Consider the following 14,052-nt stretch of genomic DNA (forward strand, 5'->3'; position numbering starts at 1 on the left):
AGTTTAAAGTGAAAGGAGTGGATAATGGATGTTGATAAACTGAAGATAGACCGGTCATCGGAAGAAACTTACTATAAGAAAAAGAAAAAAAGAAGGATTCTTTCAAGGACTATCACTGTTATCATAATAATATCGCTCTTAATTCTTCTTTACAGTTTAGGTTTTTTCACACCAAGCGTGGAAGTTGAAACAACGGTTGTTACATCCATATTTCCTTACCAAGCAAAAATACTTCTCAACGCCACAGGATATGTGGTAGCTGAAAGGAAGGCGGCAGTTGCTTCAAAAGGCACAGGGCGGCTTGAATATCTTGCAGTAGAGGAAGGCGATAGAGTAAAGAAAGGAGATATCATAGCGCGCCTTGAAAATAGGGATGCCTTGGCAACTCTCAATCGGGCTAAAGCAAATCTCGTTACAGCACGTTTTCGTTATAAGCAAGCAAAGGCAGAATATGATGATGCCAAGCTCGATTATGAAAGAAAAAAGAAGCTTTATGAAAGCGGTACTATATCAAAATCACTCTATGATGCCGCTTTTGCCCGTTTCGATAAGGCAAAAGCATCGCTTAATTCAGCTGAATCAGATATAGCGGCATCTGAAGCGGCAGTGTCGGAAGCAAAAGTACAGTATGAAAACACTTTTATTCATGCCCCCTTTGACGGTACTATACTTACTAAAAATGCTGATGTTGGTGAGATAGTTGCCCCTTTTGCTTCCTCTGTTAATTCCAAAGCCGCAGTCGTAACAATGGCTGATATGGACTCATTGATTGTAGAAGCAGATGTATCTGAAAACAATATAAATCTCGTAAAAGTGGGACAACCGTGCATAATAACCTTAGATGCCTATCCTGATATAAAATATCGAGGTAAAGTGCATAAAATCGTCCCTACTGCAGAAAGGGCTAAAGCAACAATTCTTACAAAAGTGGCATTCATCGACAAAGATGAAAGAGTCTTGCCGGAAATGAGCACCCGAGTCTCCTTTTTGAAGGAAGAAGTCAGTAAGGAAATGATAGAAAAAACCTTGAAGGTGGTGCCTGTTGGTGCCGTCATTGAAAGAGGAGGTAAAAAGGTTGTCTTCTCGATAAATGACGGACGAGCAAAGGAGATTGTTGTCAAAGTAGGGAAGAAACTTGGAGACTTTTTAGAACTGTTGGAAGGTCCCGAAATAGGGACGAAAATAATTCTCAACCCCTCAGAAAGAGTCAAAGATAATGTGAAGGTCGAAATAAGGGAATAATGAACAGAAATCTTATCGAAATAAAAAATGTTTCAAAATCATATTGGAGAGGCGATATAGAAATACCTGTTCTCAAAGACCTTTCATTCTCAGTACCGCAAGGGGAATTTCTTGCTTTGATGGGACCTTCCGGTTCAGGCAAAACAACTCTGCTCAATTTGATTGCAGGAATCGATTATCCTGATAAGGGTAAAATCGTTGTTGGAGGTGTTGATATAACTGAACTTGAAGAAAGCGAACTAGCTAGATGGAGGGCAAGAAATATAGGTTTTATTTTTCAATCCTACAATTTGATCCCTGTATTGACAGCATTCGACAATGTAGAACTCCCATTGCTTCTAACGGACTTGTCCCGCAAAGAAAGGGAAGAGCATGTAATAACTGCCTTGTCAATGGTAGGATTGGCAGACAGAATGGATCATTACCCTACACAGCTTTCAGGCGGGCAGGAACAGAGAGTTGCAATAGCAAGAGCATTGGTTTCAGACCCTCTTCTTCTTGTGGCAGACGAGCCAACAGGGGAGCTTGATAAACAATCGGCTGAAGATGTGCTTGAACTTTTGACAAAACTCAATGAAGAATTCGGCAAAACTATCGTTATGGTTACACATGACCCAAGGGCATCAGAGAAAGCCCATATTCAGCGCCATCTCGATAAGGGAATGCTCGTTTAAAACTTTTTACTTCGTTAAAAAATGACTCTATCTAAACTGATTTTTAAAAATGCGATGCGCCATAAACTGCGCACGATACTTACTGTGCTTGGACTTGCAATAGCAATAACTTCGTATGCAATTATCAATACTGTCCTTGAAGCATGGTATTTTGGAGTCAATATGGCATCAGAAAACAGAATAGTAACACGCAATGCTATTTCAATTATTTCCCCTCTGCCTCTCGCTTACAAAACAAAAATCAAAAGCGTTGAAGGAGTAACTGATGTGGCATACGGCAACTGGTTTGGCGGATTTTATAAAACAGAAAAAAATTTTATCGCTATCTTTTCAGTCAGCCCTAATTATATAGACCTCTATCCTGAAATACTTATAGACGAAAATGATAAAAGGACTTATCTTTCAATGCGTAATTCCTGCATTGTAGGCAGAGCGTTGGCAAAAAGATTTGGGTGGAAAAAGGGAGACACCATACGAATTACAGGAACCATTTTTGCAGGAGAATGGGATTTCTATATTGCGGGAATATATCACGGCGCAAAAAAGAGCACCGATGAAACAATGTTTTTTTTCCATTGGGAATATCTCAATGAAAGAATAAAAGAAACAGGTATGTTTCAGCCCGATGAGGTTGGATGGTTTTTGCTTCATATCGACAACCCTGATTATGCAGCGCAAATCAGTGAAAAAATCGATGCTCAATTTAAAAATTCATCAGCTGAAACAATCACAGAAACTGAAAAAGCATTTCAATTGGGATTTCTTTCAATGACTGATGCAATTATTCAAGCGCTAAGAATAGTATCAATCATCATTATACTTGTCATACTAGTCATTCTTTCAAACACAATGGCAATGGCAGCACGGGAAAGGATACCTGAATACGCTACACTGAAAACTTTTGGCTTTAACGGCTTGACTTTAACATATTTGATTATGGGTGAATCGGTTGTGATAGCAATATTAGGTGCAATTTTAGGCACAATTGCCACTTTCCCATTGGCAAATTATTTTGCGAAATTAGTAGAAACTTTTTTGCCTGTTTTCAAAATATCACCTGAAACTATCGTTTACAGTTTTTTTATAGCTATAGGAGTTGGAATCAGCGCGGCTATCTTTCCTTCTTTAAATGCCGCAAAAACACCTATAGCGACAAGCTTAAGGAAAATAGGATAGAATACAAATGGCGATACCAATCTATTACAACTTCAGAAACATTTGGGCAAGAAAACTTACAACACTTCTTACTGCCCTTGGAATAGCTCTTGTTGTATTCGTTTTTGCTGATGTGCTAATGTTGACATATGGAATTGAAAAAACTTTGATAGATACCGGCTCGCCGGAAAATGCCATCATTATCAGAAAATCTTCAGGCACGGAAATTCAGAGCAGTTTATCAAAAGAGCAGGCATCGATCATAATCAATCGCCCTGAAATCTCCCTCGATGAAAATGGGAAACTTCTTGCCGCAAAAGAGGTAAATGTACTTATAACACTTCCCAGAAAATTTTCAGGATCAGTATCCAATGTAACAGTGCGCGGCGCTGACGATGCATCCCTAAAATTGAGGCCCCAAATAAAAATAATAAAGGGAAGAAGATGGCAAAAAGGGCTTGAAGAAATAATCGTTGGTTCTGCTATAGCTAAAAATTTTCAAGGAATTGCCCTTGGAAATACAGTAAAGTTTGCAGGCAAACAATGGAGGATTGTAGGCATCTTCGATGCTCAAAAAAGCGGCTTCGATTCTGAAATATGGGGAGATGTCGACCAAATTATGGATGCCTTTAGAAGGCCCATCTACTCATCTGTTCTCGTAAGAGTTGCAGGAAGTGAAAACTTCAAGAAATTTAAAAAGGCAGTTGAAAATGACCAGCGGCTGACAGCAGAAGTAAAGCGAGAAAATCAATACTACGCTGAACAGTCAGAAATGTTAGCAACCTTTTTAAAAATTTTGGGAGTTACTGTCACAGTCATCTTTAGTCTTGGTGCTGTTATAGGAGCTATGATAACGATGTATGCAGCTGTGGGCTCAAGGACTCAGGAGATAGGAACACTAAGAGCACTTGGTTTTTCAAGGCAAAATATACTTACGGCATTTCTGATTGAATGCCTTCTTATATCAATCTCTGGAGGCATCATAGGGTTGTTTGCGGCTTCTTTTATGCAGTTGATTACAATTTCAACTATCAATTGGCAAACCTTCTCAGAGCTTGCCTTCGACTTTAAGCTCTCTCCCCAAATAGCTATCCAATCAATGATATTTGCCATAATTATGGGTACTGCAGGAGGACTCCTGCCGTCAATACGCGCAGCAAAGATCGATATTGTAAAAGCATTGAGAGGTTAAAGGAATACTCCGCAGCCACTCCCTTTCAAATCAAGAAAGAAATATTAATTGACTTTTATTGCTATATTTATATATTTTTATATATTTTTAGATTAAACAGAATGGAGAAGATTATGGTCATATATTCTACTTTTAAGAAAGTGTTTTCATTTGTTATATTTTTAATGGTTCTCTTAGAGGCAGTTACTGCCCTTGCACTCCCCTTAAATATCAATAAAGGCATAGAAATCAGTGAAATAATGTATGATCCGATAGTTTCAGAATCAGGAGGAGAATGGATAGAGCTTTTCAATGGCACGAATCAAAGCATCGATTTGACGAGATTCTTCATCAGCGACGATGGAGGCGTCAGTTTCGATAGTATTTCTCAGCGCAGCGGTTTTCAAGATATAACAAATGTGCCTGCTGGCAATTTCTTCGTTATAACGGAAAAGGACGGGACAGTATCATTTTCAGATATTTATAGTGATTTCTCAATCTATGCGGGAGTGACTTCTTCAAGCTTAAGTCTTCATAATTCTGGTGAAGAAATAATTTTAATTGATTCAGTTGATTTTGTAATTGGTAATGGCAATGATATTATTCTACAAGATTTCATCTATCCTGATATTACAGCAGGCAACTCTATTTTCAAGATTTCCATTATGTCAGGTAACGAGACTAAAGCTGAAAGCTTCTCTGAAAGCATTCTCTCGCCTTGGGGAGAAGGGCTTGGAAACCCGGGAAAGATTAATGCAGGACAGAGTCTCGGAAATTATCCAGTGCCTGAACCGGCTTCAATAATTCTTTTAATGCTTGGCATTACATCCTTATGCTCATTGGAAAAGCTAATTTTTTAAATCTTTTTGTTACGAAATAATCTTTATCAATCCAAACCGTATGAATCCCATTCTTTGATAACTTTTTCCAAAACTTCGGCTGAAGGCTTGCCAGCTTCAGGGAATTGTCCCGGATAGCCTTCTTCTTCAAGTTTTTTAGTAGCATCAAGTATCATCTTTGTTACGCCTCTTCTTCCGCCTGTGCCTACATCAAAACTTGCACCCGGCATCGAAGGCAAAAGTGTAACATCCTTTTCAAAATCCACTCTTGTTGCTATAGCCCACATTACTTGCGCTGGGTCAAATACATCGATATCATCATCAACAACAATAACCATCTTCACCATATTACTCCAAGGGAAGGAAAGGATTGCACTGCCTATCTGATTTGCCATAAAGGGTCTCTTATTCCTGACTGAAACGATATAGATATGCCCCATACTCGCCGCATCGAATGTCATCGCCTCAACCTGCGGTATAACTCTCTTCAACTGCACCTTCTGCTGAGAAAGCAAGAGGTGGCGGTATATTTCCATCTCACCTTCCGGCACCTGACCTGTCATACTTGTTTCAAATATTGCATCCTTTCTATGGGTTATCGCTTTTACCTTCACAACATAATTATCCTTCACCTTTGTATAATAGCCTTGAAAATCGTTATAAGGACCTTCAGGTTTCATTACTGTAGGGTCAAATTCGCATTCAAGTATAAATTCTGCATTTCCAGGCACTTCAGTGTCAATGGTCTTTCCCTTAACAAGTTCAACACTTTTTCCCATTATTGCCCCTGCCTGATTGATTTCATCATATTTTGCAGGCAAAGGCATAGCCGCACACAGCCAAAGAGCTGGATCAACACCGATGGCTATTGAAAATGACAAAGGCTTGCCACCCTTCATACTCTTCTTAGCATGGACAAGAAGATGCCTGTTTGGGAAACCGAAATTTACATTCAGTTCATTCCTGTCCCTTACCATCATTCTGTATATGCCTGCATTTCTCGATCCATATTCAGGATCTTTACTTATTGAAACTCCTGCCGTCAGGTATCTTCCGCCTTCCTTTTCATTGTATTTGGGAATAGGCAGAGAAAAAAGGTCAACATCATCACCTTCAACAACAACCTCCTGAGAAGGCGCATTATCCAGAATTTTAGGAGGAAAATCATCGCGTTTTGTATTGAGATGTTCTTCTACAAATTTGTCAAATCCACCCTCATCCTTTTCAACGGCAAGCCGTATCCTCTCAGGTGAAGTAAGAACGCCTATTACAAGTGGGAACTTCGAATCTTTTACCTTTTCAAACAAGAGAGCGCGATTTTTCTTTTTTGCAGACCTGACAAAAACTGCCGCTGCTTCCTGATCCCAATCAACTTCCTTTGACACTCTTTTTAACTCATCTTTCTCTTCAAGGAGTTTCAAAAATCCGCGAAAATCACCATATTGAACCATTTTCTATCTCCACTTCATTTAATTCTTGTAATCTCTTCAACTATAAACATTCCTTAGTGTGCTTTTGCCAATTTTTATTACGCCGGAAAAAACTGAAATAAAAAAATCACCTGATTTTTTTAAGTCCGCATTTTATAGCATCTGCTTGTATTTTGAAAAGCTTTTTTATACCACGCTCAGCATTCAAGATGAGTTTTGAAAGTGTTTCCTTTGAAAATGATTCTTTTTCAGCAGTTGCCTGTATTTCAACTATTTCACCTTTTTTCGTCATTACAAGGTTCATATCGACATCTGCATTGGAATCAAGTTCATAATCCAGGTCAATATGAATTTTTCCGCCTATTATACCTATGCTTACAGCTGCAACATAATCGGTTATAGGATTTTCTTCAATGCTTCCATCACTCAATAGCTTTTCGACAGCCAAAGTCATTGCCACAAATGCTCCTGTTATCGATGCTGTTCTCGTTCCTCCATCTGCCTGCAAAACATCGCAGTCAATGATTATTGTTCTTTCTCCTAATTTTGTCATATCCACGACTGAACGAAGACTTCTTCCAATCAAACGCTGTATCTCCTGCGTCCTGCCGCTTATTTTTCCCCCTCTCTCACGCCTGTTTCTTGTTCCTGTCGAAGCAGGCAACATAGAATATTCAGCTGTAACCCATCCTGTCCCTTGCCCAATAAGAAATGGAGGAACCTCATCTAAGATATTAGCGCAACATAAAACCTTGGTATCACCCATTTCGATAAGGGCTGAGCCTGCTGGATATTTGACTGGCCAAGGCGATATTTTCACATCTCTTATTTCATTACTTGCTCTTTTCTTTTTTCCCATAACAATCCTTTCTAAATATCTATTCTATGCAGTTTACCATTGGCATAATTATCCAAAAATATCTCTGCTGTCTTCCTGAAGTGAGAGGAATCATCAGTTACAAATATTTCATATTTTCCCTCTGAATTTTCACTGTTCATAAGTGAATTGTCCAAAAGTATTTTTTTTACAACTGCCGCCGTTTCAATGCTCGAATCTATAAGCTGGACATCTTCACCCATAAATCTTCCTATGGCTTTTTTAAGAAAGGGATAATGCGTACATCCAAGAATTAAAGTATCGATGCCGCTTCTTTTTAAATCTTCAAGATAATGTTTTACTGTCAAAGTTGTAATTTCATTGTCAAACATTGCTTCTTCAGCAAGGGCAACAAACAAAGGACAGGTTGTGGTATAGATTTCACATTCAGGCATAAGTTTTTTCAACTCACGCTCATAAGCGCCGCTCGATATTGTAGCTTTTGTGCCAATGACTCCAATTTTTCGCTTTTTACTTATTCTATATGCCGCTTCCACACCGGGTTTAATTACACCTGTAACAGGAATTTCAAATTCAGATTGAATTGCCTCAATCGCATAGGCAGATGCAGTGTTGCAGGCAACAACAAGAATCTTAATTTTTTTATCAATAAGAAATTTGACATTTTGCAAAGCATACCTTTTTACCGTTTCCTCTGACTTAGTGCCATATGGCACCCGTGCTGTATCGCCAAGATATATTATATCTTCCTTTGGAAGTTTTGATGCTATTTCACGAAAAACTGAAAGCCCTCCTATGCCTGAATCAAATATGCCAATACTTCCTTTATTCAAAAAAGTATCTCCTCTTCTTCATTTCTGCCAGCAGCCAGATAGAATGGTTTTGAAATATCGATATGCCCTGCAAGGGTTTCTCTTTCCTCATTCTTGACAAGAATTTTTACAGCCGATGCTTCAGGGAAATTTTTCAACACAGTAAGTACAACAGCGCTAACAAATTCCCTTTCTAATGTTGCAGCCAAACTTTCGTTATGAAAAACCTCGCTGTCTAAATTTACATAAACAATAGAATCATCATCAACAAATATATCTAAAATCTTTACATCCTTAGGTAAATAGTTGTCAGTGTCTTCATTATTGGCAAAAAGTATGGATAAAGCTTTCATTATCCGTTCTTCCAATGAACTTTCAGATTCGAGCTCTATTATCTTATTCTTTGAAGAAAGTCCGCCGCGATAAGGATAGAAAAACGTTATTTCTTTTTCTTCAGTAAGATTTTCTTCTGTTTTTCTCTGTAAGGAAGTATCTTTTTCTCCCTGCGGTAATTTATTGCATCCTTGAACAAAGACTGCTATTGAAAAAAATATAACAATAAAGGAAATGCAGAAATACTTAAGTTTCTTTTTTTTCATATTTATCTTACTCATTTTTCAATCGTTATTTGACTCTTGACAAAATTTTGGATGCCATTGAAAAGGGCTTCTGCAATTTGTGTCATCATATCTTCATCAACAATCATCTTTCTGTCAGATTCATTACTCGCCTGCAATATTTCGATTGAAACAGCAGGGGCACCAATAGTAGATAGTTCTTTTACAGGCGCTGTCTCGATGGTGCAGGGAATTCCACGAATTTTTATAATTTCGTTTCTTATCTCTTCTGCAAGCTCTTTGCTTTGGCTCAAAAAATCAATCTGTGCTTCCTCTAAAAGACGTATTTTGTAGTCTTTTAGTAGATTATTTCCCGCTTTTTCCCACCATTTCCCTCCTGACTCAACTTTGCCAGATGAAATTGCACCCATTGTATTTGCCCAAACATAGATTTTCATTCCTCTTACCAAAGGGTCAAATGATGAGCCAATATGAAGACTAACAAATGCAAAAGGCTTCAAATTGTTGACCAATTCAATCCTTTCCTCTTCACTGCGTCCTATGTCGGAATTTCTTGTCATTTTTATTGCAAAAGGGGATTCATCTCCGGCAATCTCGAGTATCTTTCTCGATAATCCAAGAGTGATGTTTTTCTCTTTAATCTTCTCATTAATCGTTAATCCTGTGTCTCTGCCTCCATGGGCAGGGTTGATGAGCACTAAGCCAATATTATCTGTTTTCTCTTCTTCGACATCCTGAGAAAAGCCAAAGGAAGGAAGAAGGGAAAGGACTATTAGTAATATTATTTCAATATGTTTTAACATTCTCTCATTTATCTTCTTTAAACTCTGTAACATCATCTGCCTTTTCTTTCCTTAATCTCGCGGTCAAGCTCTCTTCTAACTTCCTTTTCCTTAATTGCTCTTCTTTTATCATGGAGTTTCTTGCCTTTGGCAAGAGCTAATTCTACTTTTGCTATGCCATTTTTGAAATAAATCATTGTTGGAATAAGGGAAAAACCCTTTTCTTCAACTTTTCCTATAAGCTTATTAATCTCCTGCCTCTTTAATAAAAGTTTTCTTTTTCTCAGCGGATCATGACTTTCATATCCAGTATGAGAGTAGGGACTTATATGGCAGTTTAAAAGATAAACCTCGCCGTCAAGAATCCTTGCATAGCTGTCTCTGAGGTTTGCCCGGCCTTCTCTCAATGCTTTGACCTCAGAACCTAAAAGCGACATTCCTGCTTCATACTTTTCAAGGATTTCATATTGAAAATATGCCTTTTTATTTTGAGATACAATCTTTCTATTGCTTTCTGCCATTTTCTCTCAAAGGTTTTCAAAAGCCGATGGATATATTTTTGTTTCAAGTCGAAACGAAAAATTATTAGCACAGGATTTGGAACTGAATCAATATATTTTATTCTGCTATATCTGAACATATCTGTTCCAAATAGATTTATAATCCGCTTACTATTACAATTCTGCATCTCTAAGAAAGCATTCTTATGCTAATATTTAAGCCAATGTCAGAAAAACAAATTGCATTGAAATCCTTTCAATATCGCTCACCAACTTCTACAGACATCTATCCTTATTTGATCATCCCTTTTAAAAACATCAAATCGCTAAATTCTCAAACTAAAGCATTTAAAAAAGTAAATTGCGAAATACCCGAAGGGGAATGCAGAAATACTGGCAAATAGGACAATGATAGAGGAATATTCAGACAATCGACATCAATTCCTTCTATCCATCTCAATTAATTTTAGAACGCCAATAATTCAAAATATCTTGAAGCGTTTTTTTGAAAGGGATTTGCGGCTTCCATCCGGTTTCTGCTTCAAACTTGCTGTAATCACCTCTTAAAACAAGAACATCAGATGGCCTCATCTTTGCTGGATCTTGTTTTACTTCAACATCTACCCTGCTTTCCGCCAAGAGCATATGCAATAACTCATCCATAGAGCAGTCTTTCCCCGAACATATGTTATATACATCTCCTGATTTACATTTCTCGAGTGCCAGCCAATAGGCTTTCACAACATCACGGACATCAGTAAAATCTCTCCTTGCCTTCAGATTCCCTACATAAATCACTGGCTCCCGCTTACCTGCCTCGATTTCAGCAATCTGTTTTGCAAAGTCAGATGCAACAAAAACATGTCCTCTCCTCGGTCCTGTATGGTTGAAAGCTCTAGTCCGTACCACATCGATCCCATAGCTTTGGAAATATTGGTAGCTTAATAAATCCTGTCCCACTTTACTCACTGCATAAGGGCTTAGAGGCCTTAGTTCGTTTTTTTCAGTTATGGGAAGCTCTTCTTCCTTCACCATTCCATATTCCTCACTTGAACAAGCAATCTGAATGCGGGGAGAAATCCCTGCATGCCGTACAGCTTCGAGGAGGTTCAAATTGCCAATAATATTATTCTTGATTGTTTCTGAGGCAAGATTCCACGAAGCTGAAACAAAGCTTTGAGCAGCAAGATGAAAAATTCTATCCGGTTTTATTGAATCAATGACACTCTTGACTGAAGAAGCATCTTTGAGGTCACATTCAAAAAGGGTTATTTTACCTAAAAGATGTTCAATATTCTCTCTGTTGCTTCTCCAGCGGCATGTGCCGTAAATTTTTATATTCTCATTTAAAGATAGGATGTAATCGGCAAGATGGCTTCCCGCAAACCCTGTTATTCCTGTGATGAGGACCTTCACCTGTCCTGCCCTTCAAAAAGATGATAGTTATACTTTTTTAAAAAGTTAGCCGTTTTTTCTTTCCCAGTTATAGGGAATTTCTGAAGAATCCGGTGATACCCTGTATTCATCAGGCGATTCGTAATTATATAGCTCCGTCGGAAGATTTACCACAAGCGCTTCATTCTCACTAATACACTTAAAACCATGAAGCACCAAGGGAGGGATTTGTAAAAGCATTGGATTATGCTCACCCATAAAAAATTCGTTTATTTCCTTGTAGGTAGGCGAATCTTCACGCCTGTCGTAAAGTACAACCTTCATCATACCTTTTACGACGATAAAATTGTCGTACTGTTTTTTATGATAGTGCCATCCCTTTACAACGCCGGGATAAGCAGTAGTCAAATATGCTTGTCCAAATTTTATAAAAATCTCATCATCCGCGCGAAGCATCTCCATTAAACGGCCTCTTTCATCAGGAATGACCCGCAATTTTTTTGTTTTTACACCTTCTATCATTCACTTTCCTCTGAAAATAAATAAACTGAATAAATATTCTTAATTTTAAAAATATCAAATAGTCCTTTGAGCGTCAATTCAAATCGCTCATACATAAATTCAATGAATTATTCTCAATATAAAATCTTCATACGAAAAAGCAGGGTCTTTATCCTTTGTATGACAAACTATACATATCTTCTGAGAAACAGTCATCGGCTCTTTATTTGAATTTGGATGCTTCTTGTCAACGCCATGACAACTTGTGCATCCCACTGAAATCATTTCAGGAGTCTTTTCATAATTTATGAACCCTCCATCCCTTCCATATCCTGTAGTATGGCAGTAGAGACACTCTGGGTCATATTCCCGCCCTGCATTAACGAGTGCATCAAAAGCTCTTGAATGTGGCGTTTCAATCCATTGTTCATATTGGTCACTATGGCAATCGATACATTTGTCATTAGAAGAATAGAAATTCCAAAGTCCTTGTCTATATGCTTCGAGTTCAGGGATTCGTTCACCTTCTTTTGTATCCTTCTTTACTCTATCAAGATAACTCAAAAACAATTCTTCAGTCTTTCTATGAGAAGGCAGTAATTTAGACATAGCTATGAATTCATCATCAATCTTAGTGATCTTATTTTTTGCATCGAGATGAATGAGTAGCCTTCCTAAATATTCACCCTCTTTGCCTGCATTGAATACCGGCACTCTTCCTTCATCTGAGCGGTGCGGATAATCTGATTCATAGTGTCCTTCGATCACGAAAGAAATTTCAGGAAATTTCCTCGTGAGCATAATAGCTTCCACAATGCTTGAATGAGAAAGGGCAATAATGATATCAGCGCGTTTTTTTAGATAATTGATATATTGTTGAATCCTCGAAGGATTGTCATTTATTCTTATTTCATTGGATAATCCATTAGATTTCAATGCTTCTTCATCAAGTAAAGTCAATGAGATCACAGCAACTTTTACATTATTTAGTTCTTTTATCAGATATGGAGGGAAAACAAGAGAGTCTGCCCTTTTGCTAAAGATTGTAGTTGATATGAAAGGAATATTTTTTTCGTTTATTTCCTTCAAAAGAAATTCCAATCCCTCGCCCAAATCTGCTTCACCGGGTATTACAGCGTCATAGTGAAGAATCGAATATGCTTGAAGTATATATGGCAATTTTCTTTTCTCAAAAGAAGACATCTGTACAGGAAAAATGTCACCACCATCGAGAAGCAATACATCATCCTTCTCTTTCCTTATTTTTTCAACCATAAAGGCGCGCTGTGATAATCCTCCAAAAGGGTTGCCGGGGCATCCACATGCAAGAAAGGTGTTGCGTGTGCTTGAAGTAAAAAGGACAGTAATTTCCTTATCTGCAGAAACACAAAGAGGAAAAGCAAAGGAAATCAAGAATAGAATAATTATAATCTTTCTAATACTCATAGAAAATTTAATAACTCATAAAAAAGAAAAAAGCCATAATGAAGTTGGAAATACTTTTTTGGCCTTATTATCTATAAGTTGAGCAATCGACAGCTACGCAAAACTGATGGTGAAAAAGAATAAAAAGGGTAAAAGAGGGAAAATCAAAAATCCAATATTCAAGGCAAAGAGAAAAAAAGAGGAAGGAATAAATGCCTCAGTTTTTCCTTAATCATCGAATCCTCAGATAAGAAAAAACAATGAGTTATTCCTTTTTTCCCAAGTCTTTTTTTCGGCCGGTTATGTATGCATCTATAATGCTAACAGCCCAGCATAAGATTATAAAAAATAAGCTGTATTTTAATATTTGTGAATCAGAATCTTTAACTGCTCGGTTTGCGGCATCTGTTATAGCGGCAATATCAATTGAATTGCCTTCGGCTGAAATTTTATCCAATATGGACAGCGAAATTCGGACAGCTTTTACCAAAAAAACAATCAGTCCCGTCAATGTAGCTATTATGAATGAAATGCCTTTAACATAACATTTCATCACAATTTGACCTAAGCCCGGGAAAGCCAATCCTGAAAGAATTACTGCCTTTGTAGAATTTTTCATAGTATTTATATTTTAATACATTTTTATAAAAATGCATAATTTGACAATAAACAATTTAGGTCATATCATCTTCAATAATGGATATATATAC

Annotated in this window: 16 protein-coding genes; 6 read left to right on the forward strand and 10 right to left on the reverse strand. The window is 37.6% G+C overall.

Features of this window, described 5'->3' with window-relative positions; genetic code table 11:
• Nucleotides 1–24: 24 nt before the first annotated feature.
• From D6734_02210 to D6734_02230, 5 genes are all read left to right on the forward strand, one after another.
• The gene (locus tag D6734_02210; protein RMF97402.1) at nucleotides 25–1,242 is read left to right on the forward strand and encodes an efflux RND transporter periplasmic adaptor subunit; all 1,218 of its coding nucleotides are present in this window, start codon (nucleotides 25–27) and stop codon (nucleotides 1,240–1,242) included.
• Nucleotides 1,242–1,916 carry an ABC transporter ATP-binding protein gene (locus tag D6734_02215; GenBank protein ID RMF97403.1) on the forward strand — a complete coding sequence of 225 codons (675 nt, stop codon included), beginning with the start codon at nucleotides 1,242–1,244 and terminating at the stop codon, nucleotides 1,914–1,916. The genes D6734_02210 and D6734_02215 overlap by 1 nt, the downstream gene beginning before the upstream one ends.
• Before the next feature lie 21 nt (nucleotides 1,917–1,937).
• Entirely contained in the window at nucleotides 1,938–3,092 is a 1,155-nt protein-coding gene (locus D6734_02220; GenBank protein ID RMF97404.1) for an FtsX-like permease family protein, read from the forward strand.
• Nucleotides 3,093–3,099: 7 nt separating this feature from the next.
• A complete protein-coding gene (locus tag D6734_02225) occupies nucleotides 3,100–4,263 on the forward strand; it encodes an ABC transporter permease (GenBank protein ID RMF97405.1) in 1,164 nt (387 codons plus the stop codon).
• 101 nt (nucleotides 4,264–4,364) lie between these two features.
• Nucleotides 4,365–5,102, forward strand: a complete 738-nt coding sequence (locus D6734_02230) for a lamin tail domain-containing protein (GenBank protein ID RMF97406.1) — start codon at nucleotides 4,365–4,367, stop codon at nucleotides 5,100–5,102.
• Between the two features lie 26 nt (nucleotides 5,103–5,128).
• Here D6734_02230 and D6734_02235 read toward each other — a convergent pair whose 3' ends face one another.
• From D6734_02235 to smpB, 6 genes are all read right to left on the reverse strand, one after another.
• A complete protein-coding gene (locus D6734_02235) occupies nucleotides 5,129–6,532 on the reverse strand; it encodes a UbiD family decarboxylase (GenBank protein RMF97407.1) in 1,404 nt (467 codons plus the stop codon).
• Nucleotides 6,533–6,638: 106 nt separating this feature from the next.
• Nucleotides 6,639–7,370: a ribonuclease PH gene (locus D6734_02240; GenBank protein RMF97408.1), complete on the reverse strand. Its 732-nt coding sequence runs from the start codon at nucleotides 7,368–7,370 to the stop codon at nucleotides 6,639–6,641.
• Between the two features lie 11 nt (nucleotides 7,371–7,381).
• The gene (locus tag D6734_02245) at nucleotides 7,382–8,182 is read right to left on the reverse strand and encodes a glutamate racemase (GenBank protein ID RMF97409.1); all 801 of its coding nucleotides are present in this window, start codon (nucleotides 8,180–8,182) and stop codon (nucleotides 7,382–7,384) included.
• Nucleotides 8,179–8,775 (reverse strand): hypothetical protein, encoded by a 597-nt coding sequence (locus tag D6734_02250; GenBank protein ID RMF97410.1) that lies wholly within the window; start codon nucleotides 8,773–8,775, stop codon nucleotides 8,179–8,181. The genes D6734_02245 and D6734_02250 overlap by 4 nt, the downstream gene beginning before the upstream one ends.
• Nucleotides 8,772–9,578, reverse strand: coding sequence for an N-acetylmuramoyl-L-alanine amidase (locus tag D6734_02255; protein RMF97411.1), 807 nt, complete (start codon nucleotides 9,576–9,578; stop codon nucleotides 8,772–8,774). Before D6734_02255 ends, D6734_02250 begins: the two co-directional genes overlap by 4 nt.
• A complete protein-coding gene (smpB, locus tag D6734_02260) occupies nucleotides 9,575–10,042 on the reverse strand; it encodes an SsrA-binding protein SmpB (GenBank protein ID RMF97412.1) in 468 nt (155 codons plus the stop codon). The genes D6734_02255 and smpB overlap by 4 nt, the downstream gene beginning before the upstream one ends.
• A 185-nt stretch (nucleotides 10,043–10,227) precedes the next feature.
• Between smpB and D6734_02265 the strand changes: the two genes are divergently transcribed.
• A complete protein-coding gene (locus D6734_02265; GenBank protein ID RMF97413.1) occupies nucleotides 10,228–10,425 on the forward strand; it encodes a hypothetical protein in 198 nt (65 codons plus the stop codon).
• Between the two features lie 52 nt (nucleotides 10,426–10,477).
• Here D6734_02265 and D6734_02270 read toward each other — a convergent pair whose 3' ends face one another.
• From D6734_02270 to D6734_02285, 4 genes are all read right to left on the reverse strand, one after another.
• Nucleotides 10,478–11,437 (reverse strand): SDR family oxidoreductase, encoded by a 960-nt coding sequence (locus D6734_02270; protein ID RMF97414.1) that lies wholly within the window; start codon nucleotides 11,435–11,437, stop codon nucleotides 10,478–10,480.
• A gap of 45 nt (nucleotides 11,438–11,482) precedes the next feature.
• Nucleotides 11,483–11,938 carry a dTDP-4-dehydrorhamnose 3,5-epimerase gene (locus tag D6734_02275; GenBank protein ID RMF97415.1) on the reverse strand — a complete coding sequence of 152 codons (456 nt, stop codon included), beginning with the start codon at nucleotides 11,936–11,938 and terminating at the stop codon, nucleotides 11,483–11,485.
• A gap of 99 nt (nucleotides 11,939–12,037) precedes the next feature.
• Nucleotides 12,038–13,363: a hypothetical protein gene (locus D6734_02280; GenBank protein RMF97416.1), complete on the reverse strand. Its 1,326-nt coding sequence runs from the start codon at nucleotides 13,361–13,363 to the stop codon at nucleotides 12,038–12,040.
• 244 nt (nucleotides 13,364–13,607) lie between these two features.
• Nucleotides 13,608–13,961 carry a hypothetical protein gene (locus D6734_02285; protein RMF97417.1) on the reverse strand — a complete coding sequence of 118 codons (354 nt, stop codon included), beginning with the start codon at nucleotides 13,959–13,961 and terminating at the stop codon, nucleotides 13,608–13,610.
• Between the last annotated feature and the right edge of the window lie 91 nt (nucleotides 13,962–14,052).

This window comes from Candidatus Schekmanbacteria bacterium (assembly GCA_003695725.1).
Taxonomy (GTDB): domain Bacteria; phylum Schekmanbacteria; class GWA2-38-11; order GWA2-38-11; family J061; genus J061.

Coding starts and splice junctions, on each gene's coding strand:
- D6734_02225 (RMF97405.1), top strand. CDS start 3,100: ATGGCGATACCAATCTATTACAACTTCAGAAACATTTGGGCAAGAAAA.
- smpB (RMF97412.1), bottom strand. CDS start 10,042: ATGGCAGAAAGCAATAGAAAGATTGTATCTCAAAATAAAAAGGCATAT.
- D6734_02215 (RMF97403.1), top strand. CDS start 1,242: ATGAACAGAAATCTTATCGAAATAAAAAATGTTTCAAAATCATATTGG.
- D6734_02285 (RMF97417.1), bottom strand. CDS start 13,961: ATGAAAAATTCTACAAAGGCAGTAATTCTTTCAGGATTGGCTTTCCCG.
- D6734_02220 (RMF97404.1), top strand. CDS start 1,938: ATGACTCTATCTAAACTGATTTTTAAAAATGCGATGCGCCATAAACTG.
- D6734_02275 (RMF97415.1), bottom strand. CDS start 11,938: ATGATAGAAGGTGTAAAAACAAAAAAATTGCGGGTCATTCCTGATGAA.
- D6734_02250 (RMF97410.1), bottom strand. CDS start 8,775: ATGAGTAAGATAAATATGAAAAAAAAGAAACTTAAGTATTTCTGCATT.
- D6734_02280 (RMF97416.1), bottom strand. CDS start 13,363: ATGAGTATTAGAAAGATTATAATTATTCTATTCTTGATTTCCTTTGCT.
- D6734_02210 (RMF97402.1), top strand. CDS start 25: ATGGATGTTGATAAACTGAAGATAGACCGGTCATCGGAAGAAACTTAC.
- D6734_02235 (RMF97407.1), bottom strand. CDS start 6,532: ATGGTTCAATATGGTGATTTTCGCGGATTTTTGAAACTCCTTGAAGAG.
- D6734_02230 (RMF97406.1), top strand. CDS start 4,365: ATGGAGAAGATTATGGTCATATATTCTACTTTTAAGAAAGTGTTTTCA.
- D6734_02255 (RMF97411.1), bottom strand. CDS start 9,578: ATGATGTTACAGAGTTTAAAGAAGATAAATGAGAGAATGTTAAAACAT.
- D6734_02265 (RMF97413.1), top strand. CDS start 10,228: ATGCTAATATTTAAGCCAATGTCAGAAAAACAAATTGCATTGAAATCC.
- D6734_02240 (RMF97408.1), bottom strand. CDS start 7,370: ATGGGAAAAAAGAAAAGAGCAAGTAATGAAATAAGAGATGTGAAAATA.